The sequence below is a fragment of the bacterium SCSIO 12696 genome (assembly GCA_024397955.1).
GTDB lineage: Bacteria > Pseudomonadota > Gammaproteobacteria > Pseudomonadales > Porticoccaceae > SCSIO-12696.
Genome location: CP073744.1, coordinates 998,317 through 1,023,713, shown reverse-complemented (window position 1 = coordinate 1,023,713; position 25,397 = coordinate 998,317). Strand labels below are relative to the sequence as shown.

The window sequence follows — 25,397 nt, the reverse complement described above, 5'->3', positions numbered from 1 at the left end:
ACTGGTTTTAAACAGTATTTTTTACACTTAACTTTTGTACTAATTGGAGAAACAACGTGGGTAAATTTAAAACAACAGTCTTTGCCTTGATTGCGCTGTTCAGCGTAGCGGCTGCTGCGGAAAGTAAAATAGCCGTGTGCGATTTGGGTAAAGCCATCACCAGTTCTGAGTTGGCGAAAAAACGCTATGAAGAATTGGCTGCCGAATCCAATTTGGCAAAGCTCAAGGCAGAGTCCGATGGCATTGTTGCTGATGCCCAAAAGCTGCAAAAAGATTTTGAAACCAACAATCTGAGCTGGGATGACCAAAAGAAAGCCAAGGCCAACCGTGAAATGGAAGCTTATAAAGCCGACTTGCAGTTGCTGGAGCGTAAATTTCAGGCAGAGCAACAGGCGGTTCAGCGGGCTCTGCTGCAAGAAATTCAGCCCATCGCTTTTGAGCAGTTGCAGGCACTGATTGATGAAGAAAAGATTGATATTCTGATCAACAAAGAAGCGGCGCTGTGGAACAACGGCGCTGTGGACATCACCAATAAGTTGATTGATCGTATCAACAAAAGCTCGGCCAAATAATTACTCGAGTTTAGGTGGTTTCTGTCGCGACCCGCAGTGTTACACTGCGGGTCGTTTCGTTTGCAATGCCATGGGAGATGCTATGACAACGCCATACACTCTGGGCCAAATAGCCCAACAGCTGGGAGCCGAGCTGCGCGGTGATGCGAATTGCACCATTGACGCTATCGCCACACTGGAAGAGGCTGAGGCAGGGCAGATATCTTTTTTGGCCAATCCCGCTTATGAGCGCTTTTTGGCCACAACCAACGCGTCAGCAGTGATACTCAGCCCGAAAGTGGCGGACAAATACAACGGTAACGCATTACTGTTAGATAACCCCTATCTTGGCTACGCCCACCTATCCAGATTAATGAACAATGCTCCCAAGGCTATCGCCGGGGTTCATGCTTCGGCGGTGGTAGCCGATTCTGCGGATATTCACCCTTCTGCGTGTATTGCTGCCAATGCAGTGATCGGCGAAAACGTGCGTATAGGTGCCAATACCGTAGTAGGTGCAGGGTCTTGTGTCGGTGATAACAGTATTGTCGGCGAATCTTGCCATTTGGCTGCCAATGTGTCGGTTTATCACGGAGTGAGCATTGGCAATGCAGTGACGATTCACAGCGGCGCTGTGATCGGTGCCGATGGCTTTGGCTTTGCACCGGACAGTTCCACTGAGGGGCAGGGCGGTTGGGTAAAAATTTACCAGCTCGGTGGTGTGGTCATTGGTGATCGCGTTGAAATTGGCGCCAACAGTACTATTGACCGCGGTGCTTTGGGCAATACAGAAATTGCCGATGGAGTGATTATCGATAATCAGGTAATGATCGCTCACAACGTGAAGGTTGGAAAAAATACCGCCATGGCTGCCTACACTGGAATATCCGGCAGCACCCAGATTGGTGCCAATAACACCTGGGCAGGGCGTTCTGGTTGTGTAGGGCATGTCACTATAGCCGATAACGTAAATATTACCGGAGCCACTGTGGTGAGCAAAAGCCTGCCGGAACCAGGGACTTATTCCTCTGGTACAGCTATGTCTACTTACCGAGAGTGGCGAAAAAATGCGGCGCGATTCAATCAGCTGGATGATATGAGCAAACGCTTGAGGCGCCTCGAAAAGCGGCTGGAAAGTGAGTGAATGCCAGCCTTAGTTGCATTATAATCCGCGGCTTGTCTAGGGTCTGTTGACGTTTCATATCCTCCACTGTTGGTGGCTGAAAAGGCGTCCGTCTAGGCGCGAGTCGTGTTGTTTGGTCGTTCCCCTCTTTATAATGGGGAGTAGCAACAAGCAACAACGAGGGACGCCTTTTCAGTCCCAACCCGCAGGGCTGAGGCTATTTTTGCAGCTCCACTGCGTTGTAAATCGCTGATGTAGAATGACTACACGGCACTCTTTACGCCTTGTTGAGCGCAAAAATCGCTCTCAGCAGAGGTGGATATGAAACGTCAACAGACCCTCGCCTTCGGGCTGGCTGAAGACTTTTTTGGAGCATCCATGGACATCAATGAAATTAAAGAATATCTACCACATCGCTATCCGTTCTTGTTGGTAGATCGCGTTACCGAGCTGGAGCCAGGCGAACGCATTGTGGCCTACAAAAATATCACCGCGAATGAAGAGGTGTTTAATGGTCACTTTCCCCGTGCCCCAATTTTCCCTGGTGTGATGATTGTTGAAGCCCTGGCGCAAGCTTCCGGCATACTCGGTTTTTCTGATGGTAGAGATAGCCCCAATGAAGACACTTTGTACCTGTTTGCTGGTGTCGATGGGGTGCGTTTTCGCCGTCAAGTGGTGCCCGGTGATCAGTTGGTGCTGGAATCAAAGCTGATTTCCCGCAAACGCCACATCCTCAAGTTTGAAGCACGCGCGACCGTGGATGGTGAGTTGGCCTGTGAAGCTCAACTCATGTGTGCACTGAAAAAGGTATAAATCGTGATCGATCCGCGCGCGGTCGTCGACCCATCGGCAAAACTGGCCGATGACGTGGAAGTGGGGCCGTTCTCTATTATCGGCCCCGATGTAGAGATTGGCGAAGGTACTGTGGTTGGCCCCCATGTGGTGATTAAAGGGCCGACGGTGATCGGTAAACACAATCGTATTTTTCAGTTTTCGTCGGTGGGTGAAGACACCCCTGACCTGAAATACAAAGGTGAGCCTACCCGTTTGGTGATGGGGGATCACAATACCATTCGTGAAGGCGTCACTATTCACAGGGGTACCATTCAGGATCGCTCAGAAACCACCATTGGCAACCACAACCTGTTGATGGCCTACGCCCATGTGGGCCACGACTGCGTGATCGGCAACCACAGTATTCTGGTGAATAACGTTGCACTGGCAGGGCACGTATGGATCGGTGACTGGGCCATTCTGGCGGGTTACGCCATGGTGGCTCAGTACTGCAAAGTGGGAGCCCACAGCTTTATCGGTGCAGCGGGTTTTATTAATCGCGATGTCCCCGCCTATGTAATGGCCGCAGGCAATCCGGCGGAACCCAAAACAGTCAATATTGAAGGTTTAAAGCGCCGCGGGTTCAGTAAGGACCAAATCCGCGATATCAACCGTGCTTACAAAACGCTCTATCGCCGTGGCTTGTCATTGGAAGATGCACTGGCAGAAATGCAAAAAACCGCTGATGCAGAACCCGCCGTGCAGGTGATGGTCGATAGCATTAAAACCGCTAAAGGCGGGATAATTCGTTAAATCCCGTTATTGCGAGACAAACCATACAATCCTGTTGATTCGTCTCGCGATGACAGTAAATGGCTTATGAACCCAGACTCATCCATTACCATCGGTATTGTCGCCGGCGAAGCCTCTGGGGATCAACTGGGTGCCGGGCTGATTTTTGCACTGCGCAAGCGCTACCCCAACGCTCGTTTTGAAGGGGTTGGTGGCGAAAAAATGATCGCCGAAGGCTTTCACAGCCTTTATTCCATGGAGCGGCTGTCGGTGATGGGTATTGTTGAGCCCCTGAAACGCCTGCCGGAACTGCTGCGCATGCGCAGCAACCTGTACAAACACTTCCGCGATACCAAGCCGGCACTGTTTATCGGTATTGACTCCCCGGACTTTACCATTCACTTGGAAGGCAAACTACGGCGTGCTGGAATAACCACGGCCCATTACGTCAGTCCTTCGGTATGGGCCTGGCGCCAGGGGCGGGTAAAAACCATTGGCCGCTCGGTGGATCATATTCTCACCCTGTTTCCCTTTGAGTCCCGCTTTTACCAGCAGCACGGGGTGCCTGAAACCTGTGTGGGCCACCCCCTGGCGGATAAGCTGCCCATGGAGAACGATACCGCTGTTGCTCGTGAGCAATTGGGTTTAACCGGTGATCAGCCATTGCTGGCGCTATTGCCGGGCAGTCGCGGCTCTGAGGTGGCGCAGCTCGGTTTGTTGTTCCTGCAGGTGGCGGAAAAGCTGCAGCAACAGGTAGCGGGCATTCGCTTTGTGATTCCTGCTGCCAACCTTCATCGACGCCAGCAGATCGACGAGCTGGTAAAGCAGTTCCCTTCTCTGGATATCACCGTAACCGATGGCAACGCTCTGTTGGCCATGGCAGCGTCGGATTCTCTGCTGGTAGCCTCTGGCACAGTGACTCTGGAAGCCATGTTGCTGAAAAAGCCGATGGTGGTCAGTTACCGTATGGGCAAGTTTTCCTACGCCATATTTTCGCGCTTGGTAAAAGTGCCCCATGTGGCGCTGCCCAACTTGCTGGCGGATAAACGCCTGGTGCCAGAGTTGATTCAGGACGATGCGACGGTGGAAAATATTGCCAGCGAGCTGCTGAACTACCTCAATAACTCCCAGCACACTGATCAGTTGAAAGAGGCCTTTACCGAGCTGCATCAACTGCTGCGCCGCAATGCCAGCGAAACCGCTGCCAATGCATTAGCCAACTTGATAGAAAACGACCCAACTCAGTCGCTGGCTCCATAATCATCACCTATGGCAAAGAAAAGCCCTCCAACGACCACGCCCTACAAACTGAACTACACCGGTCAGCTGTTGGCGGGTGTTGACGAAGTGGGTCGTGGGCCGTTGGCTGGGGATGTGGTGACTGCTGCCGTGATTCTCGACCCGTTGCTGCCCATTGAAGGTCTGGGTGATTCCAAGAAAATCTCTGAAAAGCGTCGCGAACAACTGTACGAAGAAATTACCCAGAAAGCGTTAGCCTGGTGTGTGGGCCGCGCCAGCGTGGCAGAAATTGATCGCTACAATATCCTGCAAGCCACCATGATGGCCATGTATCGCGCGGTGGCGGGTTTGCCGGTGCAGCCTGAATATGTGGCAGTGGATGGCAACAAAATGCCCAAGTGGCCTTACAAGGGTGAAACCGTGATCAAGGGTGACGCCAAAGTAGCAGAAATCGGCGCCGCCTCCATTGTGGCCAAGGTCACTCGGGATCGGGAAATGGCCTCCTTTGACCAAGTTTATCCCGGCTACGGTTTTTCCGCCCACAAAGGCTATGCCACCCAACAACATACCGATGCCATTAAGTTGTTGGGGCCTTGTGATATTCATCGCCGCTCATTTGAGCCGGTCAAAAGCATGCTCGAAATAGAGCAGTTGCCATTGGTGTAAATACCATACTCTCAGGTAGATAAAATATCTTTCTGCGTTGAGTGGATTGCCCTGTATCCTGTTACCTTTCTTGCTAGAATCTCGGCTCTGCTTTTAGCCTGTATACGAGATCGTTTCGCCGATGCCTGAGCCATTTGTCCACCTCCGCCTGCACACCGAATACTCTCTGATTGACGGCCTGGTTCGCGTCAAACCCCTGGTGGCAAAGGTGGCAGAGTTGGGCATGCCGGCGCTGGCAGTGACGGATTTCTGCAACTTCTACGGCTTGGTGAAGTTCTATAAAGCAGCCCAGGGCAGCGGTATCAAACCCATAGCTGGCAGCGATTTGCTGGTGGCCGGTGAGGACAGCGAAGACGAGCCCAGCCTGCTGACTTTGCTGGTGCAAAACGGTATTGGCTACAAAAATCTTACCAAACTGATTTCCCGTGCTTACCGGGAGGGGCAATCCCAAGGGCGACCGATTGTGCAAAAAGCCTGGATCAGTGAATTTTCCGAAGGCTTGATTGCGCTTTCCGGTGGTCGTCTGGGCAATGTAGGCCGCGCGCTATTGTCGGGGAATCGTGACCAGGCGGCGGAATTTTTATCTCGCTGGCAGAAAGATTTTCCCAATCGCTTTTATTTGGAATTACAGCGCACCGGTCGCCCTCGAGAGGAGCGTTACCTGCACGCCGCTGTGGAACTGGCCGCCGAAGTGGGTTGCCCAGTGGTGGCTACGAATGACGTCTGCTTCCTGACGGCGGATGAGTTTGATGCCCACGAGGCCCGGGTTTGCATTCACGATGGCCGGGTATTGGACGATCCCCGTCGCGCTCGCAATTACAGTGAGCAACAATATCTGCGTTCTCCCGAGGAAATGACCGAGCTGTTTGCGGATATCCCGGAAGCCCTGCAAAACACCGTAGAAATCGCCAAACGTTGTACCTTGGATATCGAGTTGGGTACTTACTATCTGCCGGATTATCCGATCCCTGAGGATTTTGAAAACGACCCGTTTTTCAAAGATCACACGCCCTATAAAGAACTCGAAGATTTTGCCAAACAGGCCATGGCGGAAAAATGGCAGGGCAGGGAAGAGGAAGATGGCTACGCGGATATGGTGCGCACCAATGTGTTCTTCCAGAAGATTTCCTACGAAGGCCTGGAGTGGCGTCTTGAGGGCATTTTGGACAAAGCCGATCCGGATTACGCCGCCAATAAACAGCCTTACATTGAACGCCTGCAATTTGAACTGAACATCATTATGCAGATGGGCTTTCCCGGCTACTTCCTGATCGTGATGGACTTTATTCAGTGGGCCAAGGACAACGACATTCCGGTGGGGCCGGGGCGGGGTTCTGGTGCCGGTTCTCTGGTGGCCTACGCCCAGAAAATCACCGATCTGGATCCACTGCAATACGACCTGCTGTTCGAGCGCTTTTTGAATCCGGAACGGGTATCCATGCCGGACTTCGATATCGACTTCTGCATGGATAACCGCGACAAGGTGATCCACTACGTGGCCGAGACTTACGGTCGCGACGCGGTATCGCAAATCATCACCTTCGGCACCATGGCCGCCAAGGCGGTGGTGCGGGATGTGGCACGGGTGCAGGGCAAGTCTTATGGGCTTGCAGATAAACTCTCGAAAATGATTCCCCCGGATGTGGGTATGACACTGGCCAAGGCACTGGCTGGCGAAGAAGTGCTGCGGGAATTTCTCGATGGTGACGACGAAGCCCAGGAAATCTGGGATATGGCGGTGCAGCTTGAGGGGGTATCCCGCAACGTGGGCAAACACGCTGGTGGTGTGGTGATTGCCCCAACCTGCATTACCGACTTCGCGCCCTTGTTCTGTGACGAATCCGGTGAGGGTTTGGTTACCCAGTTCGATAAGAACGATGTGGAAGATGCGGGGCTAGTGAAGTTCGACTTCCTGGGCTTGCGCACGCTCACCATTATCGACTGGGCGCTGGATATGGTGAATAAAACCAGAGCTCGCCAAGGTGAACAAGAACTGGATATCAATGCCATCCCCCTGGATGATGCCGATACCTTCAAACTGCTGAAAAAAGCCCAAACCACCGCGGTATTCCAGCTGGAGTCCCGTGGTATGAAAGACCTGATCAAACGTCTGCAACCAGACAATATCGAAGACATGATCGCTCTGGTGGCGCTGTTCCGCCCGGGCCCGCTGGATTCAGGCATGGTGGACGACTTCGTCAACCGCAAACACGGCCGCGCGGAAGTGGCCTACCCGGATGCCAAGTACCAGCACGATAAACTCAAGCCGATTCTGGAGCCCACCTACGGGGTGATCGTCTACCAGGAGCAGGTGATGCAGATCGCTCAGGAGCTGGCGGGTTACAGCCTTGGCGGTGCCGACCTGTTGCGTCGAGCTATGGGTAAGAAGAAGCCAGAGGAAATGGCCAAGCAGCGCAGCACATTTGAGGAGGGCGCCAAGGGGCAGGGGGTTGATCCCGAGCTGGCGATGAAAATCTTCGATCTGGTGGAGAAGTTTGCCGGTTACGGCTTTAACAAATCCCACTCCGCAGCTTACGCGCTGGTGTCTTACCAGACCGCCTGGCTCAAGGCTCACTACCCCTCGCAATTTATGGCCGCCACCATGTCGTCGGATATGGACAAAACCGACAAAGTGGTGACGTTTATCGAAGAGTGTCGGGAGATGGAGCTCACCCTGCTGCCACCGGATGTGAATACCGGTGAGTTTTACTTTACCGTGGACGAGCAGGACAACATTATCTACGGCTTGGGCGCCATCAAGGGGCTCGGGGAAGGCCCTATCGACAATATTCTCGAAGCCCGTAAAGACGGCCCGTTTAAAGACTTGTTCGATTTCTGCAACCGGGTGGATTCCCGCAAGGTCAACAAGCGCGCTCTGGAAGCCCTGGTGCGCAGCGGTGCACTGGATCGTATCGGCCCCGATGTTGAAGGCGACGATGAACAGCGCTTAAGTCGCAGTCGCGCCATTATGCTCGCGGCCATGGAAGAGGCAGTCAAACTGGCGGATCAGAACGCCCGCAACCGAGACAGCGGCATGGGCGACCTGTTCGGCAGTACCCCCCAGGAAAGTGCGCCGGAAATCAGCTACACCAGCTTTGATCGGGTGCGCGGCCTGAGCATTAAAGAACGCCTTGGCGGTGAAAGGGACACCTTGGGGTTATATCTCACCGGTCACCCAGTGGATGAATACGATCGTGAGTTGAAGCAATTTGTCTCTGCCCGTATCAGTGATTTGCAGCCCAAGCCCCGGGAAGTGCAGGTGGTTGCCGGGCTGGTGGTGGATATGCGTGTGCGTAAAAACAAGAAGGGCGAGCCTTGGGCCAGTGTCAGCCTGGATGATCGCAGCGGCCGTATGGAAGCGCTGGTGTTTGCCGACCGTTTTCGCGACTACCGGGAAAAGATCGCCAAGGATGAAATTCTGGTGCTGGAAGGGGAGGTGCAAACCGACGACTTCTCCGGTGGCCTGGCGATTCGCGTAGAAACCGTACGCACCCTGTCCGACGCCAGGGATTTGGCGGTCAAAGACCTGTCACTGAGTTATTGTCCGGAAAATCGCCAGGCGGACAGTGCCAGGCAGCTGGCGGAAGTGTTGGCGGATTATCGACAGGGGCCGGTTGCTGTGAAGGTCAGTTGCAGCAATACCCAGGCAAGCGGTGAAGTCATTCTTGGTGAAGAGTGGCGTATCTCAGTGAGAGATGAATTATTGCATCGGTTGCGAGAACAACTGGGTGCGGGCAACGTATCTTTGGCCTATGAAGCCGGCAAGCTAAAAACCGCTGAACTCAAGGGTGCCAACCGCTACCGTCGCCCCCGTGAATAAAGCCAGGGTGACAGAGCTCAGAATAACAACGGATACCCAAAGCCCTTGTATATAGCCTACCCCACAAAGTTAGTGGCCATTTTGGGTAACAAATAGTACTCTAGGTGTCTGTTTACCCGCGTTTTTTGCCACTAATAATTAATTACGGAATCGACGGCGAATGAATCTCAACTATCTCGATTTTGAACAGCCCATTGCGGAACTGGAAGCCAAAATTGAAGAACTGCAGCTGGTTGGCAACGACAATGACCTCAATATTACCGAGGAAATTGCCAAACTGCGGGACAAATCCCACAAGCTGACGGAAAGCATCTACTCCAGCCTGACCCCCTGGCAGGTGGTTCAGGTGGCCCGTCATCCCCAGCGCCCCTACACAGTGGATTACATCAAGCGGGTATTTACCGACTTCGATGAATTGCACGGCGACCGCCATTTTGGTGATGACCACGCTATTGTCGGCGGTACCGCACGCCTTAATGGCATTCCAGTGATGGTCATTGGTGAAGAAAAGGGCCGCGGTGTTAACGACAAAATTCACCGCAATTTCGGTATGCCCAAGCCAGAGGGTTATCGCAAGGCCCTGCGCCTGATGGAAATGGCAGAGCGCTTTAAGCTGCCGATTATTACCCTGATCGACACCCCGGGAGCCTACCCCGGTATTGACTCCGAAGAGCGAGGTATCTCTGAAGCCATTGCCCAGAACCTAGCGGTGATGTCGCGACTGGAAACCCCGATGATCTGTACGGTGATTGGCGAGGGCAGTTCCGGTGGCGCCTTGGCGATCGGGGTTGGCGATTACCTCAATATGTTGCAGTACTCTACGTACTTTGTGATCTCTCCAGAAGGCTGCGCCAATATCATTTGGAAAACCGCCGAAAAAGCCTCTGATGCGGCTCAGGCGATGGGTGTGACCTCAGACACACTGGAAGCCTTGGGTATTGTCGATGAAACCATTCCTGAACCATTGGGCGGTGCCCACCGGGATATTGAAGCTATGTCTATCACTTTGCGTGATCGCCTTAGCGCCCAGCTGGAAAACCTGCGGGATATTCCCATGGAACGCCTGTTGGAAAAACGTTTTGAGCGCTTGATGGCCTACGGTAATCCTGAGTAGAGGCATCTCCGTCGCAACATAAAAAGCCAGAGCATTGCTCTGGCTTTTTTGGTTACACTGCCCGCATGGTTACCTCTGACTTGTTAGCGTCCGACCTGCCGACTCTGCAAAACGCTGAGCGAGTGTACGTGGGCTACAGTGGTGGTTTGGATTCCCAAACCCTTCTCCATGCTGTAGTCGCTGTGTTGGGTGCGGAAAAAGTGACAGCCTTACACATTAATCATCAAATCTCCGCAAACGCCGATGCCTGGCAAGCCCACTGCGCGGAGCAATGCCGCCAGCTGGGAGTGCAGTTACAGGCATTTCGGGTAAACTTGGACAGCAATGAAAACACCGAACTGGCTGCCCGCAACGCACGTTACCAGGTCTTTGAATCGGCCTTGCGGACCAATGAACTATTACTACTGGCTCATCACGCCGATGATCAGGCAGAGACCGTACTCTACCGCCTCATGCGCGGTGCCGGCCCTCGCGGTTTGGCCGGTATTCCTCGCAGCCGGCCTTTGGGTAAAGGCCAGTTGCTGAGGCCATTGCTGGATATCTCGCGACAGGATATTCAGCGTTATGCCCAGTCGCACAATTTGAACTGGGTGGAAGACGAATCCAATCAGCAGTTGGATTACGATCGCAACTACCTGCGCCATCAGGTCCTACCGGCACTGGAAACCCGTTGGCCGGATGCTACAAAGCGGCTGGGGCAGGTGTCTACCCTGTGCCACGATACTGACCAATTAAATCAGCGATTGGCCGCCATCGATCTGGATGTGGCGGAAGTTCGGCGAGAGCGTTTTGGTGTCAGCATTCAACAATCCGTGTTGGCCAATATGGATATTGCCCGGCGCCACAACCTTATTCGCTATTGGTGTGAACAAAGCGGCTATTCGTTGCCAGCGAAAACACGTTTGGAGAGTATCCATAGTAATCTGTTGGATGCTCAGCAGGACGCCAGCCCGATAATCGACTTTGGTGATTGCCAGCTGCACCGCTACAACCAACGTATTTACTTGCTGCCGCCACTGCCCGCGCCACCTGCAATAGGTACTGAAATCAACTGGGATGGAAACCAGCCGCTGCACATAGAAGGTTGTGGCAAATTATTTGCCGCAAAGCCGTTTGCCAAGCCGGTAATCGTTCGCTTCCGGCAGGGTGGGGAGCGCTGTCAGCCCCAAGGGCGCAACAGCTCGCAAACTCTTAAAAAATTGCTGCAGGAATATCATTTGGAGCCCTGGTTGCGGCAGCGAGTACCGTTGATTTACAACACTACGGGCCAGGAAATTATTGCTGTTGCAGGCTTATTTACGAGTACAGGATGGCCTTGTTTCGATTGGCAAGTTGCTTGATTCTGGTGGTTTCCATTTTGCCTTTCTGGTATCCTGCCCACCCATCTTGATCGAGATGGGCACAGGTGACTTTTCTACACAAGTCTGCTCTGCAAGTCTCTCTATTTACGCCCTTTGTGTAACTCAAAAGGCGACTCACAATAAGAATCTGAATACTTTTTGGTGCTGACTATTAATGGTGCTGGTGTTTTGCTTTTCTTGATGGGAATTGTCTGACGCGGTTAACGGCAGTTTTGAGCGAGCTTTTATGACACGTTTTATTTTTGTAACTGGCGGTGTGGTTTCTTCACTGGGCAAAGGCATTGCCTCCGCTTCTTTGGGTGCAGTACTTGAATCCCGTGGCCTCAAGGTCACTATTCTCAAGTTGGATCCCTACCTGAATGTGGATCCAGGCACCATGAGCCCGTTTCAGCACGGCGAGGTGTTTGTTACTGAGGACGGCGCTGAAACCGATTTGGATTTGGGCCACTACGAGCGTTTCCTACGCTCGAAAATGAGCAAGCGTAATAACTTCACCAGTGGCCGGGTGTACGAGACCATTTTGCGCCGCGAGCGCCGTGGCGACTATCTGGGCGGCACCGTACAGGTGATTCCCCACGTGACCGACGAAATCAAGCGCCGGGTGATTGCCGGTGGCGAGGGTTACGATGTGGCCATCGTAGAGATTGGTGGCACGGTAGGTGACATCGAATCGCAACCGTTCCTGGAAGCCATTCGCCAGTTGAAAGTGGAGCTGGGCATGGAACGTGCCATGCTGATGCATCTCACATTGGTGCCCTATATCGCCACTGCTGGTGAGGTAAAAACCAAGCCCACTCAACACTCGGTAAAAGAATTACGTTCCATTGGCTTGCAACCGGATGTGCTGTTGTGTCGTTCGGAAGTGGAAGTGAGCGAATCGGAACTGAAAAAGATCGCCCTGTTTACCAATGTGGAGCAGCGTGCAGTGGTTCCCTTGCTGGATGCCAAAACCATTTACCACGTACCCGCCTATCTGCACCGCTGGGGTCTGGATCAGTTTGTGGTGGATCGCTTGCGCCTGCAGTGTGGTGTGGCGGACCTCAGCGACTGGGAGTGGGTGGCGCATAACTACCTCAACCCAGAACGTGAGGTTACTGTGGCTATGGTGGGCAAGTACATGGAGCTGTTGGATGCCTACAAATCCCTTAACGAATCTCTGAGCCACGCTGGTATTCACCACAAGACCAAGGTGAATATCCAGCACATCAACGCCGAAGATGTGGAGCAGCAGGGTACTCAAATTTTAAAAGACGCCGATGCCATTTTGGTGCCCGGGGGCTTTGGCCAACGAGGCTTGGAAGGCAAAATTGCTGCGGTGCGCTACGCCCGTGAAAACAAAGTTCCCTATCTGGGCATTTGTCTGGGTATGCAAGTGGCAGTGATCGAATACGCTCGCAATATGTGTGGCCTCAGTGGTGCCACCAGTACCGAATTTGACCCGGAAACCGATCACCCCATCGTCGGTTTGATTACCGAATGGGTTGATGAAACTGGCCAGGTAGAAGTGCGCGACACCGACTCTGACATGGGGGGGACCATGCGTCTGGGCACCCAACAGTCGCTGTTGGTGCCTGGCTCCAAAGCCGCGGAAATTTACGGCAGCGAAGTGGTCATGGAGCGCCATCGCCACCGCTATGAAGTGAACAACAATTATGTGGCCCAGCTGGAAGCGGCGGGCCTGAAGATTGGCGGTTGGTCTGAGGTCAATCACCTGGTGGAAACGGTGGAAATTGCCGATCACCCGTGGTTTTTTGCCTGCCAGTTCCACCCGGAGTTCACCTCCACACCGCGGGATGGCCACCCTATGTTTTCCAGTTATATTCGCGCTGCACTTTCTTATAGTGAAGAGTCTTATAATGAAAAGGCGCACAAAGGCGAGTAAGGAGCAGTTATGCAAAAAACTATCAACGTAGCCGGTATTCAGGTCGCTAACGATAAACCCTTTGCCTTGTTTGGCGGCATGAATGTGTTGGAATCTCGCGACCTGGCCATGCAAATCGCTGAGCACTACGTAAAGGTCACTGGCGAGTTGGGTATTCCCTACGTATTTAAGGCTTCGTTCGATAAGGCCAATCGATCATCAGTGCATTCCTTCCGCGGCCCCGGTATGGATGAAGGCCTTAAGATTTTTGAAGAGGTTAAGAACACCTTTAATGTGCCGGTAATTACCGATGTGCACGAAATCGAACAGTGCCAGCCGGTGGCGGATGTAGTAGATATTATCCAGTTGCCCGCATTCCTGGCGCGCCAGACCGATCTGGTAGAAGCCATGGCCAAAACTGGCGCAGTCATCAATGTCAAAAAGCCTCAATTTATGAGCCCGCCGCAGGTGAATAACCTGGTGGAGAAGTTTGCCGAATGTGGCAACGAGCAGGTGATGCTGTGTGAGCGCGGCGCCTGTTTTGGTTACGACAACCTTGTTGTGGATATGCTGGGCTTCCGCACCATGATGGAGGTGAGCAAAGGCGCACCATTGATTTTTGATGTCACCCACGCACTGCAGTGCCGTGACCCAATGGGCGCAGCCTCCGGTGGCCGTCGCCACCAGGTGGCGGAACTTGCCCGTGCCGGTATGGCGGTAGGTATTGCCGGTTTGTTTTTGGAGGCTCACCCAGATCCGGACAAAGCCCTTTGCGATGGCCCCAGCGCATTGCCGCTGGATAAGCTAAAACCGTTTTTGCAGCAAGTGAAGGCGGTGGATGATTTAGTGAAAAACTTCCCAGCTTTGGACATTACCTAATCACCGTTTATAGAAAGACCGTCACCCCCGCAAAGGCGGGGATCCATCTTGCCAATTACGCAAGATGATGGTTTCCCGCCTTCGCGGGAACGACAAAGCATTTAACATTCAAGAGAGATAACCTCAATGACTACTATTGCTGATATTCGCGCCTACGAGGTGCTGGACTCCCGCGGCAACCCCACTGTCGAAGCAGACGTTATTCTGGAAAACGGCATTGTGGGTTCTGCCTGTGCCCCTTCCGGTGCTTCCACCGGCTCCCGTGAGGCTCTGGAACTGCGTGATGGCGACAAGGCTCGCTACCTGGGCAAAGGCGTACAGACCGCTGTGGCCAATATCAATACCACCATCCGCGACCTTTTGGTGGGCCAGGATGTGACTGCCCAGCGTGAGCTGGACGGCCAGATGATTGCTGCCGATGGCACCGACAATAAGGCCAACTTGGGTGCTAATGCCATTTTGGCAGTTTCCCTGGCGGCGGCCAAAGCGGCGGCTCAGGCAAAGGGCATGCCCCTGTATGCGCACATTGCCGAAGTCAACGGCACCGCCGGTCAGTTCACCATGCCAGTACCGATGATGAATATCCTCAACGGCGGTGAGCACGCCGACAATAACGTAGATATTCAGGAATTTATGGTACAGCCGGTCAGTGCCCCCAGCTTTGCTGAAGGCCTGCGTATGGGTGCCGAAATTTTTCACTCTCTGAAGAAAGTACTGCAAGCTCGCGGCCTCAATACCGCAGTGGGTGACGAAGGTGGTTTTGCGCCTAACCTGGCTTCCAACGAAGAAGCTTTGGCGGTGATCGCCGATGCGGTGGCAGATGCCGGTTATGAATTGGACAAAGACGTGACTTTGGCGCTGGATTGCGCGTCTTCTGAATTCTACAAAGAAGGCAAATACGACCTGGCCGGTGAAGGCAAGGTATTTGATTCCGAAGGCTTTGCCGACTATCTGGCGGAGCTGGTGGACCGCTATCCGATTATCTCCATCGAAGACGGTCTGGATGAAAGCGATTGGGACGGCTGGAAGGTGCTTACCGATAAAATTGGTGACAAGTGCCAGCTGGTGGGCGACGATTTGTTTGTGACCAACACCAAAATCCTCAAAGAGGGTATAGAGAAGGGGGTGGGTAACTCCATCCTGATCAAGTTCAACCAGATCGGCTCACTGACTGAAACCCTGGACGCTATCCAGATGGCCAAAGACGCTGGCTACACTGCAGTGATCTCGCACCGTTCCGGCGAAACCGAAGACACTACCATCGCCGATCTGGCGGTAGCTACTGCTGCTGGTCAGATCAAGACTGGCTCTCTGTGTCGCTCTGACCGGGTTGCCAAATACAATCGCCTGCTGCGCATTGAAGCAGAGTTGGGTAGTGACAAGGCACCTTATCGTGGCCGAGGTGAGTTTAAGAATTGATTTACTCCGTCATTGCGAGCGCAGCGAAGCAATCTCAGCCAGTGTGGCAGTAGCCTGACGGAGATTGCCACGTCGCCCTTCGGGCGCCTCGCAATGACGATTGTTTCGAAAAAACGGCGGGGCTATCTATATGTTGGCCCCGCCGTTTTGCATTAAACTGCCCCCATGCGCTGGCTTATCGCAATTCTGATTATTTTCCTTGTCGCCCTGCAGTATCGCCTGTGGTTTGGTGAGGGCAGTATTGCCCAAAAGGTAGAGTTGGAAAAAGCGGTCGAAGAACAACAAGCCATCAACAGTGAGGCTCAGGTTCGCAACGAAGCCATTGCCGAAGAGGTAAAGGCGTTGAAAGATGGCATGGGGGCTATTGAAGAGCGAGCACGCAGCGATTTAGGCATGATCAAGGAAGGGGAAACCTTTTATATCGTGGTTGAAAAAGACCAGGAGAAAAAGGGCGGCGACAAGTGAGCAGTGTCCATTGCAAATACTGGGCAGTGATACCGGCGGCCGGTGTTGGCCGTCGTTTCGGTGGTTCCCACCCCAAGCAATACCAGAGTCTGTTGGGCAAACCGGTGGCCTGTTGGACGCTGGAACGACTCCTTTCTCTGCCCGACATAGAACAATGTGTGGTGGCCATTGGCCGGGACGACAGTTATTGGCCAACACTGGGGCTGGATAACCCTCGTATCACAACCGCCACTGGGGGTGCAGAACGAGCGGACACTGTACGTCTGGCTTTGCAAGCGCTGGATGGTCGCGCGGCGGAGGACGATTGGGTGTTGGTACACGATATTGCTCGCCCCTGTGTGCGGCCCACGGATATCGCCAAGCTAATGCAACAACTAAGCAATCACCCTGTTGGCGGCCTGCTGGCAGCCCCTATGGCTGACACCGTAAAGCGAGTCAGTGGTGACAACGATGTGATCGCTACCGAAGATCGTCGCCAGCTGTGGAGTGCACTAACACCGCAAATGTTCCGCTATGGCACTCTCCGCAAAGCTCTGGAAAGTGCTGCACTAAACAACATTCAGCCCACCGACGAGGCCTCCGCTATTGAGCAGCTTGGCTTGATTCATAAAGTGATAGAAGGGCAGCGGGACAATATCAAAATTACCCGGGCGGAAGATTTGGCTATTGCCGCCGCTATCCTGCTTGCTCAGGGTGAAATCGAACAGAAAATCCAGGAACATCAACAGTGATAAGAATTGGCCACGGTTACGATGTCCACGCCTTTGGCCCCGGTGATCATTTGATGCTGGGTGGCGTGGCGATTGCTCACAATCAAGGCTTTGTGGCTCATTCCGATGGCGATGTATTGATTCACGCTCTTTGCGACGGGCTGCTGGGCGCTGCCGGGTTGGGTGATATTGGCCGCCATTTCCCGGATACTGACCCTCAATACAAAGGCATCGATAGCCGTGAGCTTCTGCGTCATGTGGTATCACTGCTGGCAGAACGCAGCTGGCAGCTGAGTAATGCAGATATCACCATCGTTGCCCAGGCACCCAAAATGGCGCCCCATATCTCGGCGATGCAAGATAATCTGGCCGCAGACCTTAACGCCGACGTCAGCCAGCTCAATGTCAAAGCCACTACCACCGAAAAGCTGGGTTTTGAAGGCCGCCAGGAAGGCATCGCCTGTCACGCGGTGGTGTTGATTCAGGCTCTCTGAAATGTCTGACCTTTCCCTGGATTTTCCGTTTGCCCATGGTGGCCCTGTGGGTGAGGCAAACTTTCGTGTTGAACCTGCGGATTTTGTGGTGGATGAGCAATTGGGTTTCGAGCCCTCTGGGGATGGTGAGCACCTGTTACTGCACCTGCGAAAAACCAATCAAAATACCCGCTGGTTGGTGGGTCAACTGGCGGAGCGTGCGCAAGTTCGGCCTGCGGATGTGGGTTACTGCGGCCTCAAAGATCGCCGTGCAGTAACCAGCCAGTGGTTTAGTCTCTATCTGCCAAAGCGAGAATTGGACGTAACCGATCTCTGTGCTATCGAGGGTGTCGAGCTGTTGCAGTCCGGTCGCCATCCGCGCAAATTGCGCCGTGGCACTCATCGCGCTAACCGCTTTCGAATTCGTTTGGGTTCGCTAACCGGAGATAGGAGCACGCTGCAACAACGGCTGCAGGCTGTCGCCGAGCAAGGGGTTCCCAACTATTTTGGTGAGCAACGCTTTGGCCATAACGGTGGCAATTTGCAGCAGTTTCAAGATGGGTTTGTGCATCGCAGTGGTGATGATCGGGCTCGTTACAAACGCCAGTCGGGGAAGGGCAAGCGCGGCGGTCAGAGCAGCTTGTATGTATCCGCCGGTCGCTCTTATCTGTTTAACCGCGTATTGGCCAAGCGGGTAGAGGAGGGTACATGGAATCAGCTGATGCCCGGAGAACGTGACTCCAGTGGGCCACTTTGGGGCCGTGGGCGCAGTAATGTCTCTGAAGCCGTCAGTATGCTTGAAAAAGCCACAGCCGATAGTTTGCCCGGCTGGTGTGATGCTCTGGAACACAGCGGCCTGAGTCAGGAACGGCGGCCACTGAAACTGTTGCCAGACGAGTGGAATTGGCAGTTTTGTGGGCAAGATCTGCAGTTGGAGTTTTCATTGCCGCCGGGTTGTTATGCAACCGCTGTACTGCGTGAATTGGCCCATCTGGTGGTGAGCCGTGATATAGTCGCGCCATCGCCAGCTGTGGTGTCAAATGACTCAGTTAATGGCGCGGCAACTGGTATAGAAAGTAACAATAACAGGAGTGATGGGTGAGTACCTTTGGGCTTTCCGCTAAAGTCGGTGGAGTTGGCATGACCTCGCAGCGTACCCGGGAGCGGCTGATTCAACGTCTGGTTGAACAAGGCGTCACCAGCCAGCAGGTGTTGGACGTGATTCGCACCACGCCGCGGCATTTGTTTCTGGACGAGGCATTGTCTCATCGTGCCTACGAAGATACCGCGCTGCCTATTGGTCACAAGCAAACCTTGTCGCAACCCTATATCGTGGCGCGCATGACCGAATTGCTGCTGTCTCGTGGCCCACTGGATAAAGTGCTGGAGATCGGCACCGGCTCCGGTTACCAAACCGCTGTGTTGTCTCAACTGGTGAATAAAGTCTATACCGTGGAGCGCATTCGACCATTGCTCAATCGCTCCCGGGATCTGTTGCGCCGCCTGGGCTATCGCAACGTTTCCGCCGCGCTTTCCGATGGTGGTTTTGGCTGGCCGGATTACGCGCCGTACAACGGTATTATCAGCACCGCGGCTCCGCAGAATTTACCGGAAGAATTGTTACACCAGCTGGCCCCTGACGGCATTTTGGTGATTCCTATCGGCCCGGATGGTGAGCAAGAGCTGCGTGTAATTACCCGGGAAGGCGACAGCAATAACTTTTCTGAAGAAGTGATTGAACCGGTGCGCTTCGTGCCTTTACTCAGCGGCGTTACCCGCTAGTCCTGCCAATAAAACCGGTTGATTCATGGGTGGAGCCTTCAAATACTTGCTGTTGTTTTTCAAAGGTGCCGCCATGGGGGCAGCGGATGTAGTGCCCGGTGTGTCTGGCGGCACTATTGCCTTTATCAGCGGCATCTACGACGAACTGTTGAGCTCAATTCGCGCCATCAACCTGGCCAACATCAAACGTCTGTTTAGTGGTGACATCAGCGGAGCATGGCGGGCGGTAAACGGCAATTTTCTGGTGGTACTGTTTGCCGGTATCTTGCTGAGTATATTGTCCTTGGCCAAACTGGTGAATTACGGCATGCAGGAGCATCCGATTCTGGTGTGGTCGTTTTTCTTTGGGCTTATTGTCGCGTCGATCATCTGGATGCTGACTCACCTGGGGTGTTGGCGCTGGCAAGAGGGGCTTGCCATTGTGGTGGGCAGTGCGGTGGCTGCAGGCTTGTTTTGGATGCCAGGGGCGGTAGCAGGGGATAGTCTGATTATTGTGTTTGGTGCCGGTGCTCTGGCTATTTGCGCAATGATCCTACCCGGCGTTTCCGGCAGCTTTATTCTGGTGCTTATTGGCATTTATCCGGCTCTGATCGAAGCCATCAGCGAATTTAATATACCTGTACTTGCCACCTTTGCCAGTGGCTGCCTGGTGGGATTATTGTCCTTTTCTCGCCTGTTGGGCTGGTTGTTGCAAAACTATCGCAGCACCACATTGGGGTTGCTTACCGGCTTTTTGGTGGGTTCCTTGGCCATTGTCTGGCCCTGGAAAGAAAAGCTGGTGGTTATGTTTACCGCCTCCGGTAAGGAAGTAGTACTGGAGCAACAAAACTTGATGCCCACAGCTTACTACGATTTGTTCGGTGACAATCCGCAAACCCTTGCGGCTATTGGCTTAGCTGTATTGGGCGTGGTACTGGTATTGGGTCTGGAGCAACTTGGTGGCCGCCTTAAACGGGCTTAACAAAGGGTGTTTACTGGTATTGAGCCTACTGCTGTTTATCAGCAGTTGCGCACGTCATGTGACTGCGCCCATATCCGATCGCCAAGTGGTGGGCCCCGACATTGTCACCACCCACGTGGTCTCTTCTGGTGAAACCCTTTATTCCATTGCCTGGCGCTTCGGCCTGGAACACCGCAAGCTGGCAGCGGTTAATGGTATTCGCGCACCCTATACGATTTTTCCCGGTCAACGCTTGAACCTGGATACCTCGAAGGCCGGTACGCACAAAGTGGCGACAGCGCCGACCCCAAAAGCATCCAAGCCCACATCGACAAAGCCTGTCAGCAAACCTGCCCCTAAGCCGATAGCGCGAAAACCTCAAACCCCCAAGCCTGCCGCCAACCCGCAACCCGTAACCCGTAAACCCGTAACCCCAAAAAACTGGCGCTGGCAGTGGCCGGTGACGGGCAGGCTGGTACGCTATTACGATGTGAACAAGCGCTTCAAAGGCGTTTACCTTCAAGCCCCCCAGGGGAGAGCGGTAAAAGCGGCTGCCCCCGGTGAAGTGGTGTATGCGGGCAATGGCCTGCACAGCTATGGTCCATCCATTATCATCAAACACAGCGATGTGTACCTGAGCTTTTACGCACTCAATCGCAAACTGCTGGTAAAAGAAGGGGATCGTGTGTCTGGTGGGCAGAAAATTGCTGAAGTGGGTGGTGACTTGAGTAATCGAAACCGTATTTACTTTGAAATTCGTCGCGACGGCCAATCTACGGACCCTATTCGATTGTTGCCCAAGCGCTGAATCGCGTGTAACGTGGAACCCAATAAAAATTACGAGGGTTGCGGGTGGAACGGGATACCACTAACAAGCCCCATGGCGGCGGGGAATCGCCAGTGGAGCACAGCGAACAGGTAATGGATGCCGCCAGTCTCTACATGAAAGAGATTGGCTTTGTGCCGTTGTTAACCGCTGAGGAAGAAGTTCTTTTCGCTCGCCAATACCGCGCTGGGGACGAATCCGCCCGCAAGCGAATGATCGAAAGCAACCTGCGCTTGGTGGTTAAAATTTCCCGCCGCTATGTGAATCGTGGCCTGGCCTTGCTGGATTTGATCGAAGAGGGCAACCTCGGATTGATGCGAGCGGTGGAAAAATTTGACCCGGAATTGGGCTATCGTTTTTCCACCTACGCCACCTGGTGGATTCGCCAGACCATTGAACGGGCGCTGATGAACCAGACTCGTACCATCCGTTTGCCCATCCACGTGGTTAAAGAAATCAATGTCTACCTGCGTGCGGCGCGCCAGCTGTCGCAAAAGCTCGACCACGACCCCACCGCAGAAGAAATTGCCGATGTACTGGATAAGCCCATCGACGAGGTCTATCGAATGCTGGGGTTGAATGAGCGGGTGGGCTCTGTGGACGTGACCCTTGGCTACGACAATACTCGCACCCTGGTCGATACCATCGTCGATGAGCAGGGCGATGACCCGGAACACTTGGTGGAAGATGACGATCTGGTGGCTGCACTGGAGCACTGGGTTGATGAGCTCCCCGAAAAGCAACGTGAAGTCATCGCCCGCCGCTTTGGTATTCAAGGTTATGAAGTGTCCACCCTCGAACAAGTGGGTCGGGAAGTAGGGCTGACCCGAGAGCGGGTGCGACAGATTCAGATTGATGCATTGCAGCGATTAAAAGAGCTTCTAAAGCGCCAAGGATTGGACAGTCACACGATATTTGACGAGTAATATCAATCTTAAGTTCGATCTGATTATCTATCTGCATAAAGCAGCCCGGTTAAGGCGATTCTCTTTCCTAGCCGCCATATCACCATAATTTTCCACCGTCAAAAAACCGTAGCCTCAATTACACAAATCTATTGCGCTACTGTCATCTTGCTTTGTTGAGATATCCCTTCGCAGATTTCAAATTCAGAAATCTGTTCAACCAGAATTTTTCGCTCTGATTCAAATAACATGAAGGGAAAATGATGAACAAACTAGCGATAGCTTCGATATTGGCGGGTGCGTCTTTGGGCGTACAAGCGGATATGGCCATCACCGGGGTATTTGATGGGCCGCTTACCGGTGGCGTGCCCAAAGGAGTTGAGTTGTATGTCGTCAGTGATATTGCTGACTTGAGCGTGTACAGCCTCGGCAGTGCCAATAACGGTGGTGGCAGCGATGGCGAGGAATTTACCTTTCCCGCGGTTGCGGCTTCAGCGGGGCAATACATCTACGTCGCTTCTGAGTCCGTGCAATTCAACAATTTCTTTGGCTTTGCGCCGGACTACACCAGCGGTTCAATGAGCATTAATGGCGATGATGCCATTGAGTTGTTTCAAAATGGGGGTGTCGTTGATCTGTTTGGCGACATTAATACGGATGGTACCGGTGAGCCCTGGGAATACCTGGATGGTTGGGCTTACCGCAATTCAGGCACTGTACGCAACAGCACGTTTACTGTCTCTGACTGGAGCTTCAGTGGCACCAATGCGCTGGACGGAGAAGCCGCTAATGCCACAGCGTCGTCCCCCATACCTGTTGGCACCTTTACCAGCTCCGGTGGTGGTTCCGGTTCTTCTACCACGGTTCTGATTAACGAAGTAGATGCGGACACTGAAGGCAGTGATGTGCTGGAGTTTATCGAGCTGTATGACGGCGGCGTCGGTGCCACCGATCTCAGTGGACTCAGCCTGGTTCTGTATAACGGCAGCGATAACCTCAGCTATGGCGCTATTGACCTGGACGGTTTTGCCACCGATGCCAATGGCTATTTTGTGGTGGGCAACGCCAGTGTTGCTAATATCGGCCTGGTTGTTGCGGGCAACAGCATTCAAAATGGTGCCGATGCGGTGGCTTTGGTGTCAGGGGATGCCAGCGATTTTCCCAACGACTCACCGCTACCGGGTGAGAATCTGCTGGATGCCATCGTCTATGACACCAATGACGGGGACAACGCTACTTTGCTGTCGTTGCTCAATGCAGGCCAGCCTCAAGTGAATGAAGCCGCTGGCGCGGGCAGTGCAACAGACTCCAACCAGCGCTGTGAAAATGGTCAAGGTGGACTGCGCAATACCAACACGTACCGGCAGGCTACACCCACACCGGGAGCTGCCAACAACTGTACGGTGGCTGCGACACTGCGTTTGATCTCTGAAATTCAGGGCAATCCTGATACTTACGTTAGCAATGATTTTGGCGATACCGATGTTAGCCCACTGTTCGGTGAAATGGTCATGGTGGATGCCATCGTGGTGGGTGACTTCCAGAATGGTGATGCCGACACTGGCCGGGATTTGAACGGTTTCTTCCTTCAAGAAGAAAGCACTGATGAAGATGGTGACGTCAGCTCCTCGGAAGGTATTTTCGTGTTCGACAGGGATTTTGGCACCGATGTGAATCTGGGTGATCGGGTGCGTGTTACCGGTACCGTTGGCCAGTTTTTTGGCGAGTCGCAAATCACCAACGTGACAGCAGTGGAGGTTGTCGAATCCGGCCTACTCAATGCAGTGACCCCGGCGTCTGTTGCCCTGTTAGGTAGCAGCGATGTCACCACCGATCAAGGCGGTAACTTCCAGCCCGATCTGGAATCCTATGAAGGTATGTTGGTGACGTTCGTTGAGACTTTGCAGATTACCGAGCAGTTTAATCTGGATCGCTTTAACGAGATCAAATTGGTGGCTGGCGAACGCCCGGTGCAATTCAGCCAGCAACATACACCAGATGCGATTCTCTTCGACCAGGCTCAACGGGCTTTGGGTGCACGCCGTATTACTTACGACGATGGCCTTAATGCTCAAAACGTCAGCATTGATAAGCTGGATGGTTTTGCGCCTTACAGTGAGGCTTCCGCCAAGCGTATGGGAGACACCATTGATAATCTCACCGGTGTGTTGGATTACAAATGGGCAGGCAGTTCTTCTTCCGCCGCTACCTGGCGAGTCCGCTCCCACATAGACGGTACCAATGGGTTTACGTCCACAGAAGGTGGTGATTCACCGAATCTGCGCCCGTTGGCTCCGGAGTCTGTTGAAGGCACACTGAAAATTGCTTCATTCAATGTCTTGAACTTCTTTACCACTCTGGATGACGGCGATACCAATACCGCGGTGGGTCTGTCACCTCGAGGTGCTGACGACTTGACGCGATTTGGTGTGGAGCCAGCCACCGCCGAGCTCAACCGCCAGCAGGCCAAGCTGGTGAACGCCATTATTGCTATGGATGCCGATATCCTCGGCCTTGTGGAGATGGAAAACGAGTTTGACGCCATCAACGACGGCAGTACTGCTATCGAAACTCTGGTGAATGCAGTTAATGGAGAGTTGGGCAGTAACCAGTACACTTACGTGTACCCAGGGCAACAGTTTGTGGGCACCGATGCCATTGCCGTGGCGTTTATTTACAAGCCTGCCGTGGTCAGTCTGGCAGAAGGCAGTTCAGTAGCGATGCTGGATGACGGGGTGGCGGCAACACTGGATGTGTTTGCCGGTCGTGATTTTGACGCTGATCCCATCTTCAATGGCCCGGCCACCAACCGCGTTTCCCTGGCAGCCAGCTTTACTCATCTGGAGAGTGGTGATTCGTTGACGGTGGTGGCTAACCACTTCAAATCCAAAGGCCCCTCTGGCTTGTCCGATACCACCAGCCCCAACTTCGACCAGGCAGATGGGGCTGGCTTCTGGAATCAGCGCCGTCTCGATGGTGCTGTGGCGGTGAATGAATGGTTGGCGACCAACCCTACCGGGCTGGAAGATGATGATCGGGTGATTCTCGGTGACCTCAATGCTTACGCTCAGGAAGAGCCAGTGCAGTACCTGATCGCCAATGGCTTTAACAATGTGGAAGACGACGATGCGTATTCGTTTGTCTTCGATGGTCAGGTAGGTACTCTGGACTATCTGTTGGTTAGCGACAGCTTGCTGGCGAAATTGTCTGGTGTCAGCGTTTGGCACATCAATGCGGATGAAGCCGATGCCTTGGACTACAACTTGGACTTTGGCCGCAGCGATAGCTACTTTGATGGCAGCACTGCCACTCGCAACTCGGATCACGACCCGCTGTTTATCGGCCTCAATCCGTTGCCGGAATCTGTGGACTTACTGGATGCCTTTTACCAGGCATTGCGTCAGGGAGCTATTGAAGGCGTGGGTCGCAACCGCTTCCGCCAGTTTATCAACTTACACCGCTATTACCGCCTGTTGGCGAAAGCCCAGTGGTTTGAGGAAAATGGGCGCACTGGAAAAGCATGTAAGTTGTTGGCGAAAGCTGAAGCCCGTTCTGACGGTGTGCACCGTGACTTTATTCAAGGCGATGGTGTTGCAGCGTTTAACAGGCTGATCATACAGCGTAGCAGCCAGCTGAATTGTTGGTAAACGCTATTTGCTCTGCAACAAAAAAGCGGCAAGGGTGACCTTGCCGCTTT

At 53.4% G+C, this 25,397-nt stretch carries 21 protein-coding genes; all 21 read left to right on the top strand.

The annotated features are described in order from the left end of the window. Window positions 1-56 precede the first annotated feature (56 nt). The gene (locus KFE80_04700; protein UTW46194.1) at window positions 57-572 is read left to right on the top strand and encodes an OmpH family outer membrane protein; all 516 of its coding nucleotides are present in this window, start codon (window positions 57-59) and stop codon (window positions 570-572) included. Window positions 573-654: 82 nt separating this feature from the next. Further along, the gene (gene lpxD / locus KFE80_04695) at window positions 655-1,695 is read left to right on the top strand and encodes a UDP-3-O-(3-hydroxymyristoyl)glucosamine N-acyltransferase (GenBank protein UTW46193.1); all 1,041 of its coding nucleotides are present in this window, start codon (window positions 655-657) and stop codon (window positions 1,693-1,695) included. A 357-nt stretch (window positions 1,696-2,052) separates the two neighbouring features. Further along, the gene (gene fabZ / locus KFE80_04690) at window positions 2,053-2,487 is read left to right on the top strand and encodes a 3-hydroxyacyl-ACP dehydratase FabZ (protein ID UTW46628.1); all 435 of its coding nucleotides are present in this window, start codon (window positions 2,053-2,055) and stop codon (window positions 2,485-2,487) included. Between the two features lie 3 nt (window positions 2,488-2,490). Next, entirely contained in the window at window positions 2,491-3,261 is a 771-nt protein-coding gene (gene lpxA, locus KFE80_04685) for an acyl-ACP--UDP-N-acetylglucosamine O-acyltransferase (GenBank protein ID UTW46192.1), read from the top strand. Between the two features lie 66 nt (window positions 3,262-3,327). Next, window positions 3,328-4,500, top strand: coding sequence for a lipid-A-disaccharide synthase (lpxB, locus tag KFE80_04680; GenBank protein ID UTW46191.1), 1,173 nt, complete (start codon window positions 3,328-3,330; stop codon window positions 4,498-4,500). A gap of 9 nt (window positions 4,501-4,509) precedes the next feature. After that, window positions 4,510-5,145 (top strand): ribonuclease HII, encoded by a 636-nt coding sequence (gene rnhB, locus KFE80_04675; protein UTW46190.1) that lies wholly within the window; start codon window positions 4,510-4,512, stop codon window positions 5,143-5,145. 121 nt (window positions 5,146-5,266) lie between these two features. Continuing rightward, complete coding sequence (dnaE, locus tag KFE80_04670) at window positions 5,267-8,965, top strand: DNA polymerase III subunit alpha (GenBank protein UTW46189.1); 3,699 nt, start codon at window positions 5,267-5,269, stop codon at window positions 8,963-8,965. Between the two features lie 160 nt (window positions 8,966-9,125). Next, complete coding sequence (locus KFE80_04665; GenBank protein ID UTW46188.1) at window positions 9,126-10,079, top strand: acetyl-CoA carboxylase carboxyltransferase subunit alpha; 954 nt, start codon at window positions 9,126-9,128, stop codon at window positions 10,077-10,079. Window positions 10,080-10,144: 65 nt separating this feature from the next. Further along, window positions 10,145-11,419 (top strand): tRNA lysidine(34) synthetase TilS, encoded by a 1,275-nt coding sequence (gene tilS, locus KFE80_04660; GenBank protein UTW46187.1) that lies wholly within the window; start codon window positions 10,145-10,147, stop codon window positions 11,417-11,419. Window positions 11,420-11,666: 247 nt separating this feature from the next. Then, window positions 11,667-13,322 (top strand): CTP synthase, encoded by a 1,656-nt coding sequence (locus KFE80_04655; protein UTW46186.1) that lies wholly within the window; start codon window positions 11,667-11,669, stop codon window positions 13,320-13,322. A gap of 9 nt (window positions 13,323-13,331) precedes the next feature. Beyond that, window positions 13,332-14,180 carry a 3-deoxy-8-phosphooctulonate synthase gene (kdsA, locus tag KFE80_04650; protein ID UTW46185.1) on the top strand — a complete coding sequence of 283 codons (849 nt, stop codon included), beginning with the start codon at window positions 13,332-13,334 and terminating at the stop codon, window positions 14,178-14,180. Between the two features lie 126 nt (window positions 14,181-14,306). Next, window positions 14,307-15,599, top strand: coding sequence for a phosphopyruvate hydratase (gene eno / locus KFE80_04645; protein UTW46184.1), 1,293 nt, complete (start codon window positions 14,307-14,309; stop codon window positions 15,597-15,599). A gap of 165 nt (window positions 15,600-15,764) precedes the next feature. Beyond that, a complete protein-coding gene (gene ftsB, locus KFE80_04640; protein ID UTW46183.1) occupies window positions 15,765-16,064 on the top strand; it encodes a cell division protein FtsB in 300 nt (99 codons plus the stop codon). After that, a complete protein-coding gene (locus KFE80_04635; GenBank protein ID UTW46182.1) occupies window positions 16,061-16,795 on the top strand; it encodes a 2-C-methyl-D-erythritol 4-phosphate cytidylyltransferase in 735 nt (244 codons plus the stop codon). Before ftsB ends, KFE80_04635 begins: the two co-directional genes overlap by 4 nt. After that, window positions 16,792-17,268 (top strand): 2-C-methyl-D-erythritol 2,4-cyclodiphosphate synthase, encoded by a 477-nt coding sequence (gene ispF / locus KFE80_04630; protein ID UTW46181.1) that lies wholly within the window; start codon window positions 16,792-16,794, stop codon window positions 17,266-17,268. Before KFE80_04635 ends, ispF begins: the two co-directional genes overlap by 4 nt. Before the next feature lies 1 nt (window position 17,269). Then, the gene (locus KFE80_04625) at window positions 17,270-18,349 is read left to right on the top strand and encodes a tRNA pseudouridine(13) synthase TruD (protein UTW46180.1); all 1,080 of its coding nucleotides are present in this window, start codon (window positions 17,270-17,272) and stop codon (window positions 18,347-18,349) included. A 38-nt stretch (window positions 18,350-18,387) separates the two neighbouring features. Next, window positions 18,388-19,029: a protein-L-isoaspartate(D-aspartate) O-methyltransferase gene (locus tag KFE80_04620; protein ID UTW46179.1), complete on the top strand. Its 642-nt coding sequence runs from the start codon at window positions 18,388-18,390 to the stop codon at window positions 19,027-19,029. A gap of 73 nt (window positions 19,030-19,102) precedes the next feature. Further along, window positions 19,103-19,990 carry a DUF368 domain-containing protein gene (locus KFE80_04615; protein ID UTW46627.1) on the top strand — a complete coding sequence of 296 codons (888 nt, stop codon included), beginning with the start codon at window positions 19,103-19,105 and terminating at the stop codon, window positions 19,988-19,990. Beyond that, window positions 19,968-20,777, top strand: coding sequence for a peptidoglycan DD-metalloendopeptidase family protein (locus KFE80_04610; protein ID UTW46178.1), 810 nt, complete (start codon window positions 19,968-19,970; stop codon window positions 20,775-20,777). The genes KFE80_04615 and KFE80_04610 overlap by 23 nt, the downstream gene beginning before the upstream one ends. Window positions 20,778-20,890: 113 nt before the next feature. Then, window positions 20,891-21,721: an RNA polymerase sigma factor RpoS gene (gene rpoS, locus KFE80_04605; GenBank protein ID UTW46626.1), complete on the top strand. Its 831-nt coding sequence runs from the start codon at window positions 20,891-20,893 to the stop codon at window positions 21,719-21,721. A gap of 242 nt (window positions 21,722-21,963) precedes the next feature. Beyond that, window positions 21,964-25,347 (top strand): ExeM/NucH family extracellular endonuclease, encoded by a 3,384-nt coding sequence (locus KFE80_04600; GenBank protein UTW46625.1) that lies wholly within the window; start codon window positions 21,964-21,966, stop codon window positions 25,345-25,347. The last annotated feature ends 50 nt before the right edge of the window (window positions 25,348-25,397 follow it).

Coding starts and splice junctions, on each gene's coding strand:
- dnaE (UTW46189.1), top strand. CDS start 5,267: ATGCCTGAGCCATTTGTCCACCTCCGCCTGCACACCGAATACTCTCTG.
- KFE80_04620 (UTW46179.1), top strand. CDS start 18,388: ATGACCTCGCAGCGTACCCGGGAGCGGCTGATTCAACGTCTGGTTGAA.
- KFE80_04665 (UTW46188.1), top strand. CDS start 9,126: ATGAATCTCAACTATCTCGATTTTGAACAGCCCATTGCGGAACTGGAA.
- eno (UTW46184.1), top strand. CDS start 14,307: ATGACTACTATTGCTGATATTCGCGCCTACGAGGTGCTGGACTCCCGC.
- KFE80_04615 (UTW46627.1), top strand. CDS start 19,103: ATGGGGGCAGCGGATGTAGTGCCCGGTGTGTCTGGCGGCACTATTGCC.
- rnhB (UTW46190.1), top strand. CDS start 4,510: ATGGCAAAGAAAAGCCCTCCAACGACCACGCCCTACAAACTGAACTAC.
- lpxB (UTW46191.1), top strand. CDS start 3,328: ATGAACCCAGACTCATCCATTACCATCGGTATTGTCGCCGGCGAAGCC.
- fabZ (UTW46628.1), top strand. CDS start 2,053: ATGGACATCAATGAAATTAAAGAATATCTACCACATCGCTATCCGTTC.
- KFE80_04655 (UTW46186.1), top strand. CDS start 11,667: ATGACACGTTTTATTTTTGTAACTGGCGGTGTGGTTTCTTCACTGGGC.
- lpxD (UTW46193.1), top strand. CDS start 655: ATGACAACGCCATACACTCTGGGCCAAATAGCCCAACAGCTGGGAGCC.
- KFE80_04600 (UTW46625.1), top strand. CDS start 21,964: ATGAACAAACTAGCGATAGCTTCGATATTGGCGGGTGCGTCTTTGGGC.
- kdsA (UTW46185.1), top strand. CDS start 13,332: ATGCAAAAAACTATCAACGTAGCCGGTATTCAGGTCGCTAACGATAAA.
- tilS (UTW46187.1), top strand. CDS start 10,145: ATGGTTACCTCTGACTTGTTAGCGTCCGACCTGCCGACTCTGCAAAAC.
- KFE80_04625 (UTW46180.1), top strand. CDS start 17,270: ATGTCTGACCTTTCCCTGGATTTTCCGTTTGCCCATGGTGGCCCTGTG.
- ftsB (UTW46183.1), top strand. CDS start 15,765: ATGCGCTGGCTTATCGCAATTCTGATTATTTTCCTTGTCGCCCTGCAG.
- rpoS (UTW46626.1), top strand. CDS start 20,891: ATGGATGCCGCCAGTCTCTACATGAAAGAGATTGGCTTTGTGCCGTTG.